Here is a 16048-nt window from a genome sequence, read left to right as displayed (position 1 = left end):
ACGTTTACTCAATTCCGATCCGAAGATCGGTGACGAGTCGCTTGCCTTGATGATGTGGTGACTGATCACCTCGTCATCGACAAGCGCCCACATGAATTACCTGATCGATTGTTAAAGAGCATCTTGCATTGCCAGGCCCTTGGCCTAGCGCCCTGCAAGGAAGGCGTATTCTACTGAAGCGGCGTGCGTTGTCAAGCCTCGGCGGCGAATATCGCGGCGACCTCGTCGCTGCCAACTCACTTTGCTCGAGCGTCTTGCGACGCGCCGTTCAAGTGGTGCGCATTCTACCGTTTCCGGCGGCTCTGTCAATCGTTTATCTCGTCGAACCGACCAGAAAAACCTAACAAAACCAAGTGCTTGCACCTCTCCAAACCGCTACCAACGTGTGCCCGTCGGCAGCAGCGGATGCGTACTTTACGGACTTACCCGGAACCACGCAAGACCCACCGAAAGAAAAAGTTCATCCAAGCATCACGCGCCTGACACGGCGGCCTCCGCGACCCTAGCGCGACTCGCGCGATCCAGTAGCGACAGCACCGAGCGATAAGGAATACCGCTGTGCTGAGACAGCCCGATCTCGCAGGTGCGCGAGTTGGAATAGCCGGCGCTGCATGACGCGACCTGCGCCGCCAGCCCCTGCAGCGCCGAGGCATTCAGCTCCGGAGTAGTGAACCCCTTGTCTCCGGCGAAGCCGCAGCAGGTGATCTCGGCGGGCACTACGACTTCCTTGGCACAAACCCGAGCCAGTGCGACAAACTTGTCGGCTAGCCCCATCCGGGTGCTGGAGCAGGTCACGTGAACCGCCACCGTCTCGTCTAGCGGCTCGATCGCGAGTCTGGATAGCAGGTGATCGTGGGCAAACGCCACCGGCTCCTGGAAGGACAGTCGCTCATCGAGGTGCTCGCGGGCATGCAGGCTGCAGGGACTGGTGTCACATAGAATCGGATAACGCCCGTTGTGGCTGGCCGCCAATAACTCACGGTTGAGCTCCCGCGCCTTGTGCTCGGCTTCATCGAACTGCCCCTTGGAGGCAAACGCCATGCCGCAACACAGATGGCCGGGAATCGCCGGGATGATCGCTTCGAACCCGGCCTTGTCGAGCAGCGCCAGGGTGATCTCCATGACCGAACGCGCCTCGTCATCGTCACGCGATGCGCCCAGTACACGGGTGGCACAAGAAGGCAAATAGACCACCTTGTCACGCCCGGCATCGGCGCGCTTGGCCGCGCGCTCTAGCACCTTGATCGACGCCGCACGCGGCAGGCTTGGCGTCCACTGCGGCAGCCGCTCGCCGGAGAGCTTGCGCATCCCACCGCTGACTACCGCCATGCCACGCTCACCGAGCACTGCCTGCCCGACACCGGCGACATTCAGTGCCCCGCGGGCCACCCGCGTGGCACCGGAGAAGTGCCGACCAATACGCCGCGCCATCCCCGCCTGGCCGAGATTGCGCTCATGACGCAGTCCGCGCACCAGATCGCCGGTATTGATACCCACCGGACACTGGGTGGCACACAGCCCGTCGGCGGCGCAGGTTTCGATACCCTGGTAGTCGTAGTCGGCAAGCAGGATGTCGTGACGTTGGCGTTCTGCCTCGCTGGCACTGCTGCCCAAGGCGTCGAGACGCGCCAGCTCACGACGCACCACGATACGCTGCCGCGGCGTCAGGGTAAGATCCTTTGAAGGGCACACTGCCTCGCAGAAGCCACACTCGATGCACTTGTCGACCAGCGGGTCGGCCGCCGGCAGCGGCTTGAGGTTCTCCAGGTGCAGAGTCGGGTTGCGACTCAGGATCACCTCGGGATTGAGCAGGTTGTCGGGGTCGAACAGCGCCTTGATCTGCCACATCAGCTGATAGGCATCGCTGCCCCATTCGAGCTCGACATAGGGCGCCATGTTGCGCCCGGTGCCGTGCTCGGCCTTGAGCGAGCCACCGTACTCTACGCCCACCAGTTGGGCCACCTCGTCCATCAGCGCCTGATAGCGCTCGACTTCGCCCGGCTTTTCGAAGCCCTGGGGGAAGACGAAGTGCAGATTGCCTTCCAGGGCGTGGCCAAACAGGATCGTTTCCGGATAGCCGTGCTTGTGAAACACCTCGGTCAGCGCCGCCACGCCTTCGTCGAGCCGCTCAACAGGGAAAGCCACATCCTCGATGACCACCGTGGTGCCGGTATCGCGCACCGCCCCCACTGCCGGAAACAGCCCCTTGCGGATCTTCCAGTAGAGCTCGTAGGTGGCCACTTCGCGGGTGAACACCAACGGCTCCAAGGTCTTGAGGCCCTCGAGAGTGGCATGCACCGCCTGCATGCGCGCCTCGAGCTCCTCACCCGAGTTGGCACGCACATCGATCAGCAGCGCAGCAGCGCCATCGGGCAGCGACTTGAGCACCTCAGGCATGCCCGGCTTATCCTGCACCGAGCGCAGCGCGGCACGGTCCATCAGCTCCACGGCCGAGACCGGCGCCTGCTTGAGGGCAATGGTCGCCCGGCAGGTCGACTGCATGTCGGGGAAGAAAGCCAGCGCTGCGGCCTTCTCGGTTTCGTCGACCACGGTGTCATAGGTGATCGAACTGATGAAGCCGAGGGTACCCTCGGAGCCGATCAACAGGTGCTTGAGAATCTCGATACCATCGTGGAAATCGACCAGGCTGTTGAGCGCATAGCCGGTCGTGTTCTTGAGCCGATACTTATGACGAATTTTGTCCGCTAGCGGGCCATTGCCGCGCGTCTCGGCGGAGAGCCGCTCGAGGCCCGCCAGCAGCTCGGCGTGGGAGGCCTTGAAGGCAGCGACGCTGGCAGGGTCGGCGGTATCCAGCAGCGCTCCGTCGGCCAGCATCACCCGGATGTCACGCAATGTGTGATAGCTGTTCTGCGCCGTGCCGCAGCACATCCCCGAGGCATTATTGGCAGCGATACCGCCGATCATGCAGCTGTTGATGGAGGCTGGATCGGGGCCGATCTTGCGCTGGTAGGGCGCCAGCAGTTGATTGGCACGGGCACCGATCACCCCCGGCTGCAGGCAGATCGCAGCGCCATCGTCGAGAATCTGATGGCTGCGCCAGGCACGCCCCAGCAGAATCAACACCGAGTCGGTCACCGCCTGACCGGACAGCGAGGTACCGGCGGCACGAAAGGTCACCGACAGCCGGCGAGCATGACACTGGGCCAGCACCTCACCCAGTTCGGCTTCGCTCTCGACGCGCACGATCAACTGCGGGATCAGCCGATAGAAGCTGGCGTCACTGCCGTAAGCCAGGGTCCGCAGCGGGTCGTCGATCAGCCGCTCGGCGGGAATGCTCCCGGCCAGCGCGACTTTGAGGTCGGCCCAAGGGTTCATGTCTGCACCATTCATGCCGGCACCTCTGCGGTGTGGCGAAGGATGACTACCAGGGCCTTGGGGCCATGCACCCCGTAGGCCAGGGTCTGTTCGATATCGGCGGTCTTGCTGGGGCCCGAGACCAACAGCGCATTGGTCGGCATGCCCTGCGCCCAACCATGGCGCTCCACCACATCGAAGAAGGTGTCTTCGATGCTCTCGGCGTCGAGCACCGCGATATGGATCGGCGGCACCAGACTAATTAGGCGCGGCTCATCGGCAGTCGGCCATAGCCACAGGCTGCCGGTCTCGGCGATCCCGCCGCGGGTCGAGGTCAGACCGGCATCCACCGACTCGAACTGTTCACGCTGCCACGCCTCGATATCGCGGTCGACGTCGACCAGCTCGATGTCGCTATCGGCCAATGCCTGCCGCGCCTCGGCGGGCACCGGGTGCTCGCGCCCCAGCGCCAGCCGGCGCACGCCCTTGGCGACCAGCACCTCGCTGAGCGCTTCTATCCAACGGGCCTGAGGAGCATGCACCACCTCGCCATGCACTGAGCCGATCAGCCGCTCGAAGCGCGCCAGCCGCTCAGCGGAATCCCAGCCGCGGCCGGTGACCACCGCAAAGTCGCTGACGGGCGCGGTCAACGGCCCATCGCTGCGCTCGCGCAAGCGCTTGAGAATCTGCTCGCGGCTACTCATGCCTCACCCTCCCCGCGCCGGTGTCGCTTGACCAGCGCATGCAGCGAAGCCTTGGCAGGCTTGGGTGCGGTGCGATGGTCGGTCCAAGGGCCGATACTCGAGGGCATCAGCGCCTGCAGCTTGCCGGCCAGCGCCGTGGAGCGTCGCCAGGCGGCCGGATGGGTGGCCAACCACTGAAAGCTCTTCCACGCGGCCACTTCCTTGCCGCTGCGCTTGACGCCGGCACCCGGCACGTTGCCGCGCCCCTCGCCGACCGACTCCTTGCGCAGCCGCACCAGCAGGTCAGGAATCGGAATCTTGACCGGGCACACCTCACCGCAGGCGCCGCACAGGCTGGAGGCGGTGGGCAGGTCCTTGGTCTCCTCCAGCCCCAGCATGTGCGGCATCAGGATGCTACCGATGGGCCCTGGGTAGGTGGTGCCGTAGGTGTGGCCGCCGACCCGGGTATACACCGGACAGTGGTTCATGCACGCTCCACAGCGAATGCAGCGCAGGGTGTCGAGCAGCTCGTCGTCCTGGTAGATGCTGGAGCGGCCGTTGTCGACCAGCACCAAATGTACTTCCCGCGGACCGTCATGCTCGTCGGCCTTGCGCGGCCCTGAGATCATGTTGAAGTAAGTGGTCACGTGCTGGCCGGTGGCCGAGCGGGTCAGCAGTGCATAAAGCGGTGGCACGTCGCGCAGCTGCTCGACCACCTTTTCGATCCCGGTCACCGCGATATGCACCGGCGGCACCGTAGTGGTCATGCGGCCGTTGCCCTCGTTCTCCACCAGGCACAGGGTACCGGTCTCGGCAACCGCGAAGTTGACCCCGGACACGCCCACGTCGGCGGCCATGAAGCGCTCGCGCAGCTGCTGGCGGGCCGCCGCGGTCATGTAGTCGACGTCGCGGGTGCGCTCGGTGCCGGTCTTGGTGTGCATGATCTCGGAGATCTCATCGGTGTTGAGATGGATCGCCGGCATGATGATGTGGGAAGGCGTCTGCTGGTTGAGCTGCACCAGGTACTCGCCGAGGTCCGATTCTAGCGCCTCGATGCCGGCCTGCTCGAGATGGTCGTTGAGATGCATCTCCTCGGACACCATCGACTTGCCCTTGATGACGGCGCGCGCGTCGTGGGACTCGCAGATATCGCGAATGATACGACACGCCTCGTCACCGTCGGCCGCCCAGTGCACGCGAATGCCGTTGGCCTGGCAGTTGGCCTCGAGCTGCTCGAGCAGGTCAGGCAGCTTGGCCAGGGCACGCAAGCGAATGTTGGCGCCCAATTCGCGCAGCGTCTCGAGGTCCCAGTCGCTGAACACATCGCGACGCTTGCTCATCAGGCCGTCCATCGCGCGCCGGAAGTTGTCACGGATCTGCGGGTTGCCCAGGGCATCATGCGCCTGGCGATGAAAGGCCTTGGGGGTAAAGGTCTGTACCGCTGCACTCATGAGGTTCTCCGCCACAGATAGCTGGCAATGTGTTCGCCTTTCACATCCTTGCCCTGATGGGCGAAACGCCCGGCGATGTTCATCAGGCAACCGCAGTCGGAGGTCACGAAATGCTTGGCGCCGGTGGCCTCGATGGCCTGGGTCTTGTCCTCGACCATGGCTGACGAGACCTCGGGGTGGCGCACCGCAAAGGTGCCGCCGAAACCGCAGCACTCGCTGGCCCGCACCTGCTCTACCAGCTCGACCTGGCCCAGCTTAGCGAGCAGGGCCGGCCCGGTGTCGGCCAGTCCCATCTCGCGCCGTGCGCTGCACGAGGTGTGCATGGCGATGGTCTCGGGCTCGCCGTGGTCCTCGAGCGGCAGGTGGCAGACGTGAACCAGAAACTCGGTGAGCTCGAAGACCCGCTCGGCGACGTCTCGCGCCAGAGCCTCATCGACACTGCCGGCAAACAGCTGAGGATAATGCGTACGCATCATCCCGCCGCAGGAGCCCGAGGGCACGACGATTGGCCAGGGGTCGGGAAACAGCCCAAGCTGAGCGCGCGCCACCTCGCGGGCCTCGTCGTGATAGCCAGAGGTATAGGCCGGCTGACCGCAACAGGTCTGATCGTCGGGAAAGATCACCTCGATACCCTCGCGCTCCAAAAGGCGAATGGCATCGAGCCCCGCCTCGGGATAGAACATGTCGATCAGACAGGTGCCGAAGAGATAGACCTTCTCCGGCCTCGGGGGGTAGAGCTTGACTGGTGCCATTGCTGCTTCTCCATCACCAAGACCCATCGCGCCGGATCGCCGGCCACCTCGCTGGTGCGCATGGTTACGACCGCCCGCCCTGGGAAATTGGTAAAACCAATTTACGATTTTTATCGATGCACCTTAGTGGGCGCGCTGTTCGAGTGTCAAACCCGCCGCCCGGTTTTACCCACTCAATGGCTTTATACTTTGGTATCGAGCCTGCCGACGTGATTTTAAGCCATTGAAATTCCATCAAATACAACACGCTACCGGCATTGCAGGAGTGTCGCCAAATGGTCTAAATTTGGTAATACCAATTTTCACCAGACAGCGGCCGGCGTTTTTGCCACAATCCATGCCCGCGCCCACGTTTCACCCGCACTGCGAGAACTCCGCATGGCCTATCAGCCCGTTCGACAGCCGCGTATCGCCGACGTGATCACCGAGCGACTCGAGGCGATGATTCTTGAAGGTAGCCTCAAGCCCGGCCACCGGCTACCACCCGAGCGCGAGCTGGCCGAGCGCTTCGGCGTATCGCGTCCATCGCTACGCGAAGCGATTCAGAAGCTCGCTGCCCGGGGGCTGCTGTCGAGCCGCCAGGGCGGCGGCACCTTCGTCACCGAAACCCTCAACAGCCGTTTCAGCGATCCGCTGCTGGAGACCCTCAGTCGCCACAGCGAATTCAACCTCGACCTGCTCGAGTTTCGCGATGCCATGGAAGGGATCTCTGCCTACTATGCAGCGCTACGCTCCACGCCTGCCGACAAGGCACTGCTGGTGCAACGCTTCGAAGAGCTCGACGCCTGCTTTCTCGGCCGCAACCCGGCGCACGAAGCCAAAGCCGACGCGGCCTTTCACCTGGCCATCGCCGAGGCCGCCCACAACGTCATGCTACTGCACACCATCCGCAGTACCTTCCACCTGCTCGAGAAGAGCATCGTCGACAGCCTCGCCCACCTGTTTCAGCGGCCCGACGCCCGCAATCGTCTGATGACGCAGCACCGTGCACTGCTCGACGCCATCCTCGAAGGACGCGCCGAGGATGCGCGCACCAGGGCCCACGAACACCTCGTCTACGTCGAGGAGGGGCTGCTGGAGATGGAGCGCGTCGAGACCCGCGCCCAGCGCGCCCTGCGCCGCGCGCAGGCGATGCCCGAGCCTGCCAGTGGTTAGTCGCCGCGCTTCCCGCTGGCGTCGCTGGCTGTGGCTGCTAGCGCCGCTCGGCTTCGTGTTGGTGGTCTGGCAGGCCGCCTGGGTGGCCCGCGACCAAGCCCTTCAGACGCTGCGCGATGAGGCCGAGAACGAACTGCGGCTCTCCGCCACCGGCCTCGAAGGGCACCTGTCGCGCCATGACTACCTGCCCGAACTGCTCGCCTCGCGCAGCAGCGTGCGAGATTTCCTTGCCAACCCTGACGCTCACGATCCGATGCCCATCAACCTGATGCTGGATCGCTTTCGCGCCACCACCGATGTCTCCGACATCTACTTGCTCGACCATTTCGCCAATACCCTGGTGGCCAGTAACTGGCATATGCCCAACACCTTCATCGGCCAGAACTATGCGTTTCGCAGCTACTATCAGGACGCCATCGCCGGCGGCCTGGGTCGCTTCCACGGTCTTGGCGTGCAGTCGCTGGAGCGCGGCTACTACTTTTCCGCTCCGGTGTACCTCGACGACGAGGACGATGGTCGACCCGACGGCGTGATGGTGGTCAAGGTACTGCTCGACGCCGTTGAGGAGAGCTGGGCCGAGCAAAACGCCGAGCTACTGGTGACCGACCAGGATGACATCATCTTCATGGCCAGCCGCCCGGAGCTGCGCATGCGCGCCATGCAGCCACTCTCCGAAGAGGAGCGCCGCGCCCTACTGCGCACCCGCCGCTACGCCGACGAGCCGCTCTCCGCTGCCGGCATCGAAGCTCTCGACCGGCACCGCGACGGCAGCCTGCTGGTGGGCTTCAACGACGGTCCGCTGGCCGATCAGGAGTATCTGCTGCTGAACCGCAGCCTGCCCGAGTTCGGCTGGGAGATGCACATTCTCAAGCCGAAGCAGCAGGTACAGCGCGCCCAGTGGCAGGCCGGCCTGCTTGCCGGCGGGTTGTACGGCGTGGTGGTGTTCGCCGGCGGCTTTGGCTGGCAGCGCCTGCGCCTGCGTCGCGAACGCGAGGAGTTCGCCGAACGCGAGCGCCAGACCCTGGCTCGCGCCCGCGATGAACTGGAGCTCAACGTCGAACGTCGCACCCGCGACCTGGTCGACTCCAACCGGCGCCTCTCCGACGAGATCGAAGAACGCCGCCGCGCCGAGGACAACCTGCGCCAGACCCGTGACGAGCTGATCCAGGCCACCAAGCTTGCGGTACTCGGCCAGCTCGCCGCCGGCATCAATCATGAGCTCAACCAGCCGCTGGCGGCGATTCGCGCCTATGCCGAGAACGCCCGCACCTTTCTCGCCCACCAGCGCCCCGACGCCGCCGGCGACAATCTCGAACAGATCGTCGAACTGACCGCACGCATGGCCGAGATCAGCGCCCAGCTGCGTCAGTTCTCGCGTAAGAGCGGCGAGACCCTCACTGCGGTCTCGGTCGCTGCCTGCTTCGACTATGCGCTAAGGCTCTACCAGGCGCGGCTCAACGCCGCCAACGTTCATGTCGAGCGCCACTTCGCCGAGCAAGAGGTCTGGGTACGCGCTGACCTGGTACGCCTCGAGCAGGTGCTGGTCAACCTGATCGGCAACGCTCTGCAGGCGATGGGCGAGACGCCCGATCCGCAGCTCACCCTGAGCGTCGAGCGCCGCGACGGCGAGGTACTGATCGGGGTCGCCGATAACGGTCCGGGCATCGCCGAAGCCCACCTCGAGCGACTCTTCGAGCCATTCTTCACCACCAAGTCGCCGGGCAGCGGCCTAGGCCTGGGGCTGTCGATCTCGTCACGCATCATCGACGACCTCGGCGGCAGGCTCGCTGCCGCCAACCGCCCCGAAGGCGGCGCGCTGTTCACCATCCGTCTACCCGCCGATGGCGAAAGCAGCGCACGCACCACCCTCAGCCAGCAGGAGTCCACCCCCCATGCATGAGCCGGCTCCGCCTCCGGTCCTGATCATCGACGACGAGCAGCACCTGCGTATCACTGCCAGCCAGACCCTCGAGCTGGCCGGCTATGCCCCCGAGGCCCACGCCAGCGCCGAGGCCGCGCTGGAGGCGCTGGCGCCGGACTTCCCCGGCGTAGTGGTCAGCGACATCCGCATGCCAGGCATGGATGGCATGGCACTGCTGCGCGAAGTGCGCCGTCGCGACCCCGATATGCCGGTAATCCTGATCACCGGCCACGGCGACATTTCCACCGCGGTCGAAGCCATGCGCGAAGGCGCCTGGGACTTTCTCGAGAAGCCTTTCGCCGGCGAGCGGCTGGTGGAGATGGTACGACGTGGCGTCGAGAAGCGCCGTCTGAGCCTCGAGAACCGCGAACTCAAGGCCGAGCTCGAGGCCCAGCAGTCAGCCCCCGGGCCGCGGCTGGTGGGACGCACCGGCGTCATGCAGCGGCTCGCCTCGATGGTCCAGCGTATCAGCCAGGTCGAAACCGACGTACTACTGTTCGGCGAGACCGGTGCTGGCAAGGACCTGGTGGCGCGCTCGCTGCACGAGCGCAGCGCCCGCGGTGGCCGCCCGTTCGTCGCCATCAACTGCGGTGCGGTGCCCGAAAGCATCATCGAGTCGGAGCTGTTCGGCCACGAGAAGGGCGCCTTCACCGGCGCCGTGGAGCGGCGCATCGGCAAATTCGAGCACGCCAACGGCGGCACCGTGTTCCTCGACGAGATCGAGTCGATGCCGCTGGCGCTGCAGGTCAAGCTGTTACGGGTGCTGCAGGAGCGCAGCATCGAGCGGCTTGGTGCCAACGAACCGGTGCCACTGGATATCCGCGTGATCGCCGCCACCAAGGTCGACCTCAAGGCCGCCGCCGAGGCCGGTGATTTCCGCGAAGACCTCTACTACCGGCTCAACGTGGTGACGTTGCCAGTACCGCCGCTGCGTGAGCGCCGCGAGGACATCCCGTTGCTGTTCCAGCACTTTGCAGTGGTTGCCGCCAACCGCAGCGGCCTCGAGGCGCCACCGGTGGACAACGCCGGCATGTCGGTGCTGCTGGCCCACGACTGGCCTGGCAACGTGCGCGAGCTGCGCAACCTGGCCGAGCGCTACGTGCTGCTCGGCGCCACCTGCGACTATCGCCTCGACGCGCTGCTCGAAGGCATCGAACCGGGCCCCGGCGACATGGCGCTGCCGCAGCAGGTCGAGCTGTTCGAGAAGAGCCTGATCAGCCAGTCGCTGGCCAGCCATCGGGGTCGCATCCCTGAGGTCTGCGAGCATCTTGGCCTGCCGCGCAAGACGCTCTATGACAAGCTCAAGAAATACGCCCTCAAGGCCGACGACTATCGCCAGACCGCACCGCCCTGAGCAACCAGTTCCAGCAGTGAGGAGAGCGGGGGGAGCCAGGGAATCAGGGCCGCTCCCCCCATGAGCATGATCAGCGCATGGCCAGGGGCGCGCAGGCTACATAGCTTGAGCGCAGTACCGAACGAGCGCTTGATGCGCGCACCGACCAGATCGACGCTGTACAGCTCATCGAGCAGCAGATGAATCACATAGCCCAGCCCCAGCGCTACCCCAAACGTCCAGGCCATATCGGGGCTCTGCTGCAGCAGGCCATAGCTGAGCGCCGTGGTGATCAGGCCACACAGTGCGCCGGCCATCAGCGAGTGCCAGCTGCCGCGGTGTACCGTGAAGCGCGCAAAGATCATCCCTGCCACATAGCGCACCGTCAGATAGAGGCTCCCGCAGGCCACCAGCAGCTCGCCGGGCGTCAGGCGATGCTGCAGTAGCAGCGCCCCGGCCACCACGGCGAGCACCGCCAGCAGATTGAAGATCAGGCGAATCGCCCGCGAGTGGTCGGCATCGATATCCGGCAGGATGCCGCCCAGGGTGACCAGCGCCACTAGCGGCAGGCTCTCGACGCCCCCCCACAAGCCCGCCTGCCAGCCGCCGTGGGCCAGCAAGGCACCGCCGCCGGCGGCCACGCTGAGGTGAGTGCGAAAGTCGGCCATGCAAGGGCGCCAATACTGGATAAAATACCAGATTATCGCCTGCCTAGGCCTGCAAAAACAATCAGTTGTCGCCAAACAGCGGGCTATTCCGCCAGATACTGATCCTTGAGTTTGACGTAGTTGCCAGCGGTATAGGTAAAGAAGGCACGTTCGCTCTCCTTCAAGGCGCGCAGCGGCTTGGCCGGGTTACCGGCGTAGACATGGCCACCCTCCAGGCGCTTGCCCGGCGTGACCACCGCACCGGCAGCGATGATCACCTCGTCCTCGACCACCGCGCCATCCATGACGATGGCGCCCATGCCCACCAGGATACGACTGCCCAGGGTGCACCCGTGGAGAATCGCCTTGTGGCCGATGGTCACGTCGTCGCCAATGGTCAGCGGGTGGCCACCAGGATTGAAGTCGCTGGCATGGGTGATGTGCAGCACACAGCCGTCCTGCACGCTGCTGCGCGCACCGATGCGGATACGATGCATGTCGCCGCGCACCACCGCCATCGGCCACACCGAGCAGTCGTCACCGAGGGTCACATCGCCGAGCACCAGACTCTGGGGGTCGAGATAGACGCGCTCACCGAGGCGCGGCGTGTGGCCCTGGAAGGACCGTAGGGCAGAGGGTTCTCTCATCGCAGGCTCCTATCATGGCAGGCCACTGCCGGATGGCTCAGATCAAGCCGCTCAGCAGCACCAGTGCGGTCAGCGGAATCGACACCCAGCGTACCACGCCCTGCCATAGGCGGAAGCCGGTGGGCCCGGCGTCGAGAGCCCGCAGCGCGGTCTCACGCGGCACCACCCAGGCGGCGAAGACCGCGATCAGCAACCCGCCGATGGGCAGGAAGGTCTCGCTGGGCACACTGGAGACCAGCTCGAAGAAGTTCATGCCGGCCACGATATGCACAGCCTCAAGGTGCGAAAAAGACAGCACCGAAAGGATCCCCACCAGCCAGATGCTTACCGCGATCAGCGCCGTGGCTCGACTGCGCCGCAGACCCAGCCCCTGCAAGCCGGCGACCATCGGTTCGGCCAGGTTGATCGACGAGGTCCAGGTCGCCAGCAGCAGCAGCAGAAAGAACAAGCCCAGCCACAGCGAGCCCCACGGAAGCTCGGCAAAGACGATCGGCAGGGTGACGAACATCAGCCCCGGGCCTTCGGCCGGGTCGATGCCCTGGGCGAACACCACCGAGAAGATGGCGATACCGGCCAGCAGTGCCACCAGCACGTCGAGCACCGCCACCGCACCGGCGGCGCGCGGCAGGCTCTGGTGGTCGGGCATGTAGGCGCCGTAGGCCATCAGCGCACAAGCACCCACCGCCAGGGTGAAGAAGGCATGGCCCATGGCGTTGAGCACCACGCCTACGCTGATCGCCGACAGGTCCGGCGTGAACAGCCAGTTCAGCGCCGGCGCGAAGCCATCGGTGGTAGCGGCATAGATCGCCAGCACCACCAGCAGTAGGTAGAGCAGCGGCATCATCAGGTTGTTGAGCCGCTCCAGGCCCTTGCTGACACCGGCCGCCACCACCGTCATGGTCATCAGCAGGAATAGGGTGTGATTGAAGGTCATGCGCAGCGGGTCGGCGAGAAAACCGTCGAAGAAAGCGCCTACCTCGCCCGGCCCCTGGTCCACGAAATTGCCGTTGATGGCAGCGATCAGGTACTCGATCGACCAGCCCGATACCACCGAGTAGAAGGACAGAATACAGAATACCGTCACGGCGCCGAACAGCCCCAACCAGCGCCAATGCTCGCTGCTGCCAGCTTGGCGCGCCAATACCGCCAGTGACTGGCTTGGGCTGCGGCGCCCAGCGCGGCCAATCATGATCTCGGCCATCATCACCGGCAGGCCGAGCAGCAGCACGAAGACGATATACAGCAGCAGGAAGGCGCCACCGCCGTTTTCGCCGGTCATATAGGGGAAACGCCAGATATTGCCCAGGCCGACGGCGGCCCCGGTGACCGCCAGAATGAAGGCGCGCCGTGAGCCCCAGCGTTCGAGTGTCTCGTTCATCGAGTGATCCCTTGTTGCCTCGCCGGCCAGGCCGGCGGCGGAGGCGCAAGCCTACCAGTCCACCCAACGTCGGCCAATCCATTGAAACCCGCCGCCCCTGCCCGCATCTAAGCGGGGAGACACTTCACCGACGAGGTTCGCATGTCCCGCAATCCGCTGCTCGAACGCCACACCCTGCCGCCTTTCTCCGAGATTCAGCCCGAGCACGTGGTGCCGGCCATCGAGCAATTGCTGGACGACAACCGCACCGCCATCGAACGCCTGGTAGACCGCGCCCGGCATGAACCTCCCACCTGGGAGAGCCTGGCCGCACCGCTGGAGGCGCTCAACGACCAGTTGGCCCAGGCCTGGTCGCCGGTATCGCACCTCAACGGCACCATGAACTCAGAGCCGCTGCGAGAGGCCTACCAGGCGTGCCTGGCCAAGCTCTCCGAGTACAGCACCTGGCTCGGCCAGCACGAGGGGCTGTGCCAGGCCTACCAGGCACTCAGGGACTCGCCGGCCTATGTGCGTCTCGATGAAGGTCAGCAGCGCTCGGTGGACAATACGCTTCGCGATTTCCGTCTCGCCGGCGTCGATTTGCCGGCCGACAAGAAGGCCCGCTATGGCGAGATCCAGGCACGCTTGTCGGCACTCGCCAACGGCTTTTCCAACAATGTGCTCGACGCTACCCAGGCCTGGCACAAGGATATCGCCGACGCCTCGGCCCTCGACGGCCTGCCCGACAGCGCGCTCGATACGCTGCGTGCCAATGCAGAAGCCAAGGGCGTCGACGGTTTTCGTATCACCCTCGACTTCCCGAGCTTCTTCCCGGTGGTCAGTTACGCCCACGACCGCGAACTGCGCCGCGAGGTCTACACTGCCTTCGTCACTCGCGCCTCCGACCAGGGTCCCGACGCCGGCAAGTTCGACAACGCACCGATCATCGAGGAGCTGCTGGCACTACGCCGCGAGCTCGCCGAGCTGCTCGGCTTCTCCAGCTATGCCGACTACTCGCTGGCCACCAAGATGGCCGAGTCACCCCAAGAGGTACTCGATTTCCTCAATGACCTGGCGCGGCGTGCCTACCCGCAGGCAAAACAGGAATTCGCCGACCTGGCCGCTTTTGCTCGCGACGAGCTGGGCCTGGAGGACCTGCAGCCATGGGACGTCGGCTACGCCAGCGAGAAACTGCGTGAGGCGCGCTACGCTATCTCTCAGGAACAGCTGCGCCCCTACTTCCCCGCACCGCGGGTGATCGACGGCCTGTTCGAAGTGGTCGAGACGCTCTACGGGGTGAGCTTCGAGGAGGACCCCGAGGCGCCCCGCTACCACCCTGACGTGCGCTACTACCGGATCCTCGAACAGGGCGAGCCGATCGCCGGCTTCTACTTCGATCTCTACGCCCGCGAGGGCAAGCGCGGCGGCGCCTGGATGGACGAGTGCCGGGTACGCCGCGCCCGTGAGGACGGTCGCATCCAACTGCCGGTGGCCTACCTGACCTGCAACTTCACCCGCCCGGTGGGCGACAAGCCGGCGCTGCTGACCCACGACGAGGTCACCACCCTATTCCATGAGTTCGGCCACGGCTTGCACCATATGCTCACCAAGCAGCAGGTCGCCGATGTCTCTGGCATCAACGGTGTGGCCTGGGATGCGGTGGAGCTGCCCAGCCAGTTCATGGAGAACTTCTGCTGGGAGCGTGAGGGGCTCGACCTGATCGCCGGTCATATCGACACCGGTGCCAAACTGCCGGGCGAGCTGCTCGATCGCCTGCAGGCGGCGCGCAACTTCCAGTCGGCAATGGGCATGGCCCGCCAGCTAGAGTTCTCGCTGTTCGACTTCCGCCTGCACTTGGAGCTCGCCGCCCCCAGCGCCACTGACGTCCAGGCACTGCTCGACGAGGTGCGCGACGGCCTGTCGGTGCTGCCCAAGGTCGACTTCAACCGCTTCCAGAACGGTTTTGGGCATATCTTCGCTGGCGGCTATGCGGCAGGCTACTACAGCTACAAGTGGGCCGAAGTGCTGTCCGCCGATGCCTACAGTGCCTTCGAGGAGGCCGGCATCTTCGATGCCGACACCGGCGCGCGCTTTCGCCGCGAGATCCTCGAGCCAGGCGGCGCCCGCGATGCCGCCGAGCTGTTCCGCGCCTTCCGCGGTCGCGAGCCCAGCGTCGAGCCGCTACTGCGCCACACCGGTATTCACGCCGCCTGACAGGAGACGTTAATGGCCGTTCCCAAACGCTTTATTGCCGGCGCCATCTGCCCACGCTGCGCCGCCATGGACCGTATCCGCGCCTGGGAGCAGAACGGGGTGCGCTATCGCGACTGCGTTGCCTGCGACTTCTTCGAGCAGCTGCCCATTGAAGAACAGGCTGCCGACGAACTCGAGACCCGCGTCAACCGCGTGCGTGACGATCAGGCCCGTGACGACGTGCAGACAGTAAAGATCCTCGACCCCAAGGGGCGCTGAACGCCCTCTTGCCGCGCCGAATGCGGCAATCCACACGGCACGCCTATTGCGCCTCCCGCTCGGGAGGCGCTTTCGCATGGGCATTGAAAACGTGCGGGCCTGCTACGTCATTCCATCGCCTGGCGCCACAATCTGTGCGGATTTCCGCACGCCCCAGGACTGCCACTGTGCGAACCCTCAGACAGGAGGCGACTAACAGAATTCGACTTTGGTGGAATAAAAAATTTGCAATTAATTGAATTTAAACAACTTTATACCAATGGGCACAGGGCTTGCTGTTTATAAGGGCGATATAGCAACACCTCAACGACAACG

General features: G+C 64.8%; 12 protein-coding genes. 5 read left to right on the top strand and 7 right to left on the bottom strand.

What is annotated here, in order from left to right:
• Window positions 1–471: 471 nt before the first annotated feature.
• The 4 genes from BLT16_RS19410 to BLT16_RS19395 are packed head-to-tail and all read right to left on the bottom strand — an operon-like array spanning window position 472 to window position 6201.
• Window positions 472–3351, bottom strand: a complete 2880-nt coding sequence (locus BLT16_RS19410) for an FAD-binding and (Fe-S)-binding domain-containing protein (protein WP_218124475.1) — start codon at window positions 3349–3351, stop codon at window positions 472–474.
• Complete coding sequence (locus BLT16_RS19405; RefSeq protein ID WP_089660592.1) at window positions 3348–4019, bottom strand: LutC/YkgG family protein; 672 nt, start codon at window positions 4017–4019, stop codon at window positions 3348–3350. Before BLT16_RS19405 ends, BLT16_RS19410 begins: the two co-directional genes overlap by 4 nt.
• Window positions 4016–5449: a LutB/LldF family L-lactate oxidation iron-sulfur protein gene (locus tag BLT16_RS19400; RefSeq protein ID WP_089660591.1), complete on the bottom strand. Its 1434-nt coding sequence runs from the start codon at window positions 5447–5449 to the stop codon at window positions 4016–4018. Before BLT16_RS19400 ends, BLT16_RS19405 begins: the two co-directional genes overlap by 4 nt.
• On the bottom strand, window positions 5446–6201 hold the full coding sequence (locus BLT16_RS19395; RefSeq protein WP_089660590.1) for a (Fe-S)-binding protein: 756 nt from the start codon (window positions 6199–6201) through the stop codon (window positions 5446–5448). The genes BLT16_RS19400 and BLT16_RS19395 overlap by 4 nt, the downstream gene beginning before the upstream one ends.
• A 378-nt stretch (window positions 6202–6579) precedes the next feature.
• Between BLT16_RS19395 and BLT16_RS19390 the strand changes: the two genes are divergently transcribed.
• The 3 genes from BLT16_RS19390 to BLT16_RS19380 are packed head-to-tail and all read left to right on the top strand — an operon-like array spanning window position 6580 to window position 10631.
• A complete protein-coding gene (locus BLT16_RS19390; RefSeq protein ID WP_089660589.1) occupies window positions 6580–7356 on the top strand; it encodes a GntR family transcriptional regulator in 777 nt (258 codons plus the stop codon).
• On the top strand, window positions 7349–9256 hold the full coding sequence (locus BLT16_RS19385; protein WP_245701779.1) for a sensor histidine kinase: 1908 nt from the start codon (window positions 7349–7351) through the stop codon (window positions 9254–9256). The genes BLT16_RS19390 and BLT16_RS19385 overlap by 8 nt, the downstream gene beginning before the upstream one ends.
• Window positions 9249–10631, top strand: coding sequence for a sigma-54-dependent transcriptional regulator (locus BLT16_RS19380; RefSeq protein WP_089660588.1), 1383 nt, complete (start codon window positions 9249–9251; stop codon window positions 10629–10631). The genes BLT16_RS19385 and BLT16_RS19380 overlap by 8 nt, the downstream gene beginning before the upstream one ends.
• Here the strand turns inward: BLT16_RS19380 and BLT16_RS19375 are convergent.
• The 3 genes from BLT16_RS19375 to BLT16_RS19365 all read right to left on the bottom strand — a co-directional run bounded on the left by BLT16_RS19375 (window position 10607) and on the right by BLT16_RS19365 (window position 13282).
• Complete coding sequence (locus BLT16_RS19375) at window positions 10607–11278, bottom strand: metal-dependent hydrolase (protein ID WP_089660587.1); 672 nt, start codon at window positions 11276–11278, stop codon at window positions 10607–10609. The two genes, BLT16_RS19380 and BLT16_RS19375, sit on opposite strands and share 25 nt — an antisense overlap.
• A gap of 83 nt (window positions 11279–11361) precedes the next feature.
• Window positions 11362–11904: a gamma carbonic anhydrase family protein gene (locus tag BLT16_RS19370; RefSeq protein ID WP_089660586.1), complete on the bottom strand. Its 543-nt coding sequence runs from the start codon at window positions 11902–11904 to the stop codon at window positions 11362–11364.
• A 37-nt stretch (window positions 11905–11941) separates the two neighbouring features.
• Entirely contained in the window at window positions 11942–13282 is a 1341-nt protein-coding gene (locus BLT16_RS19365) for a sodium-dependent transporter (protein WP_089660585.1), read from the bottom strand.
• A gap of 141 nt (window positions 13283–13423) precedes the next feature.
• On the opposite strand from BLT16_RS19365, the gene prlC reads away from it, so the two are divergent.
• A complete protein-coding gene (gene prlC, locus BLT16_RS19360) occupies window positions 13424–15475 on the top strand; it encodes an oligopeptidase A (protein WP_089660584.1) in 2052 nt (683 codons plus the stop codon).
• A gap of 12 nt (window positions 15476–15487) precedes the next feature.
• A complete protein-coding gene (locus tag BLT16_RS19355) occupies window positions 15488–15733 on the top strand; it encodes a YheV family putative zinc ribbon protein (protein ID WP_089660583.1) in 246 nt (81 codons plus the stop codon).
• The last annotated feature ends 315 nt before the right edge of the window (window positions 15734–16048 follow it).

The sequence above is a fragment of the Franzmannia pantelleriensis genome (assembly GCF_900102875.1).
Taxonomy (GTDB): domain Bacteria; phylum Pseudomonadota; class Gammaproteobacteria; order Pseudomonadales; family Halomonadaceae; genus Franzmannia; species Franzmannia pantelleriensis.
Note: the sequence above shows the minus strand (reverse complement) of the source record. Positions and strands in the feature narration are given on the sequence as shown.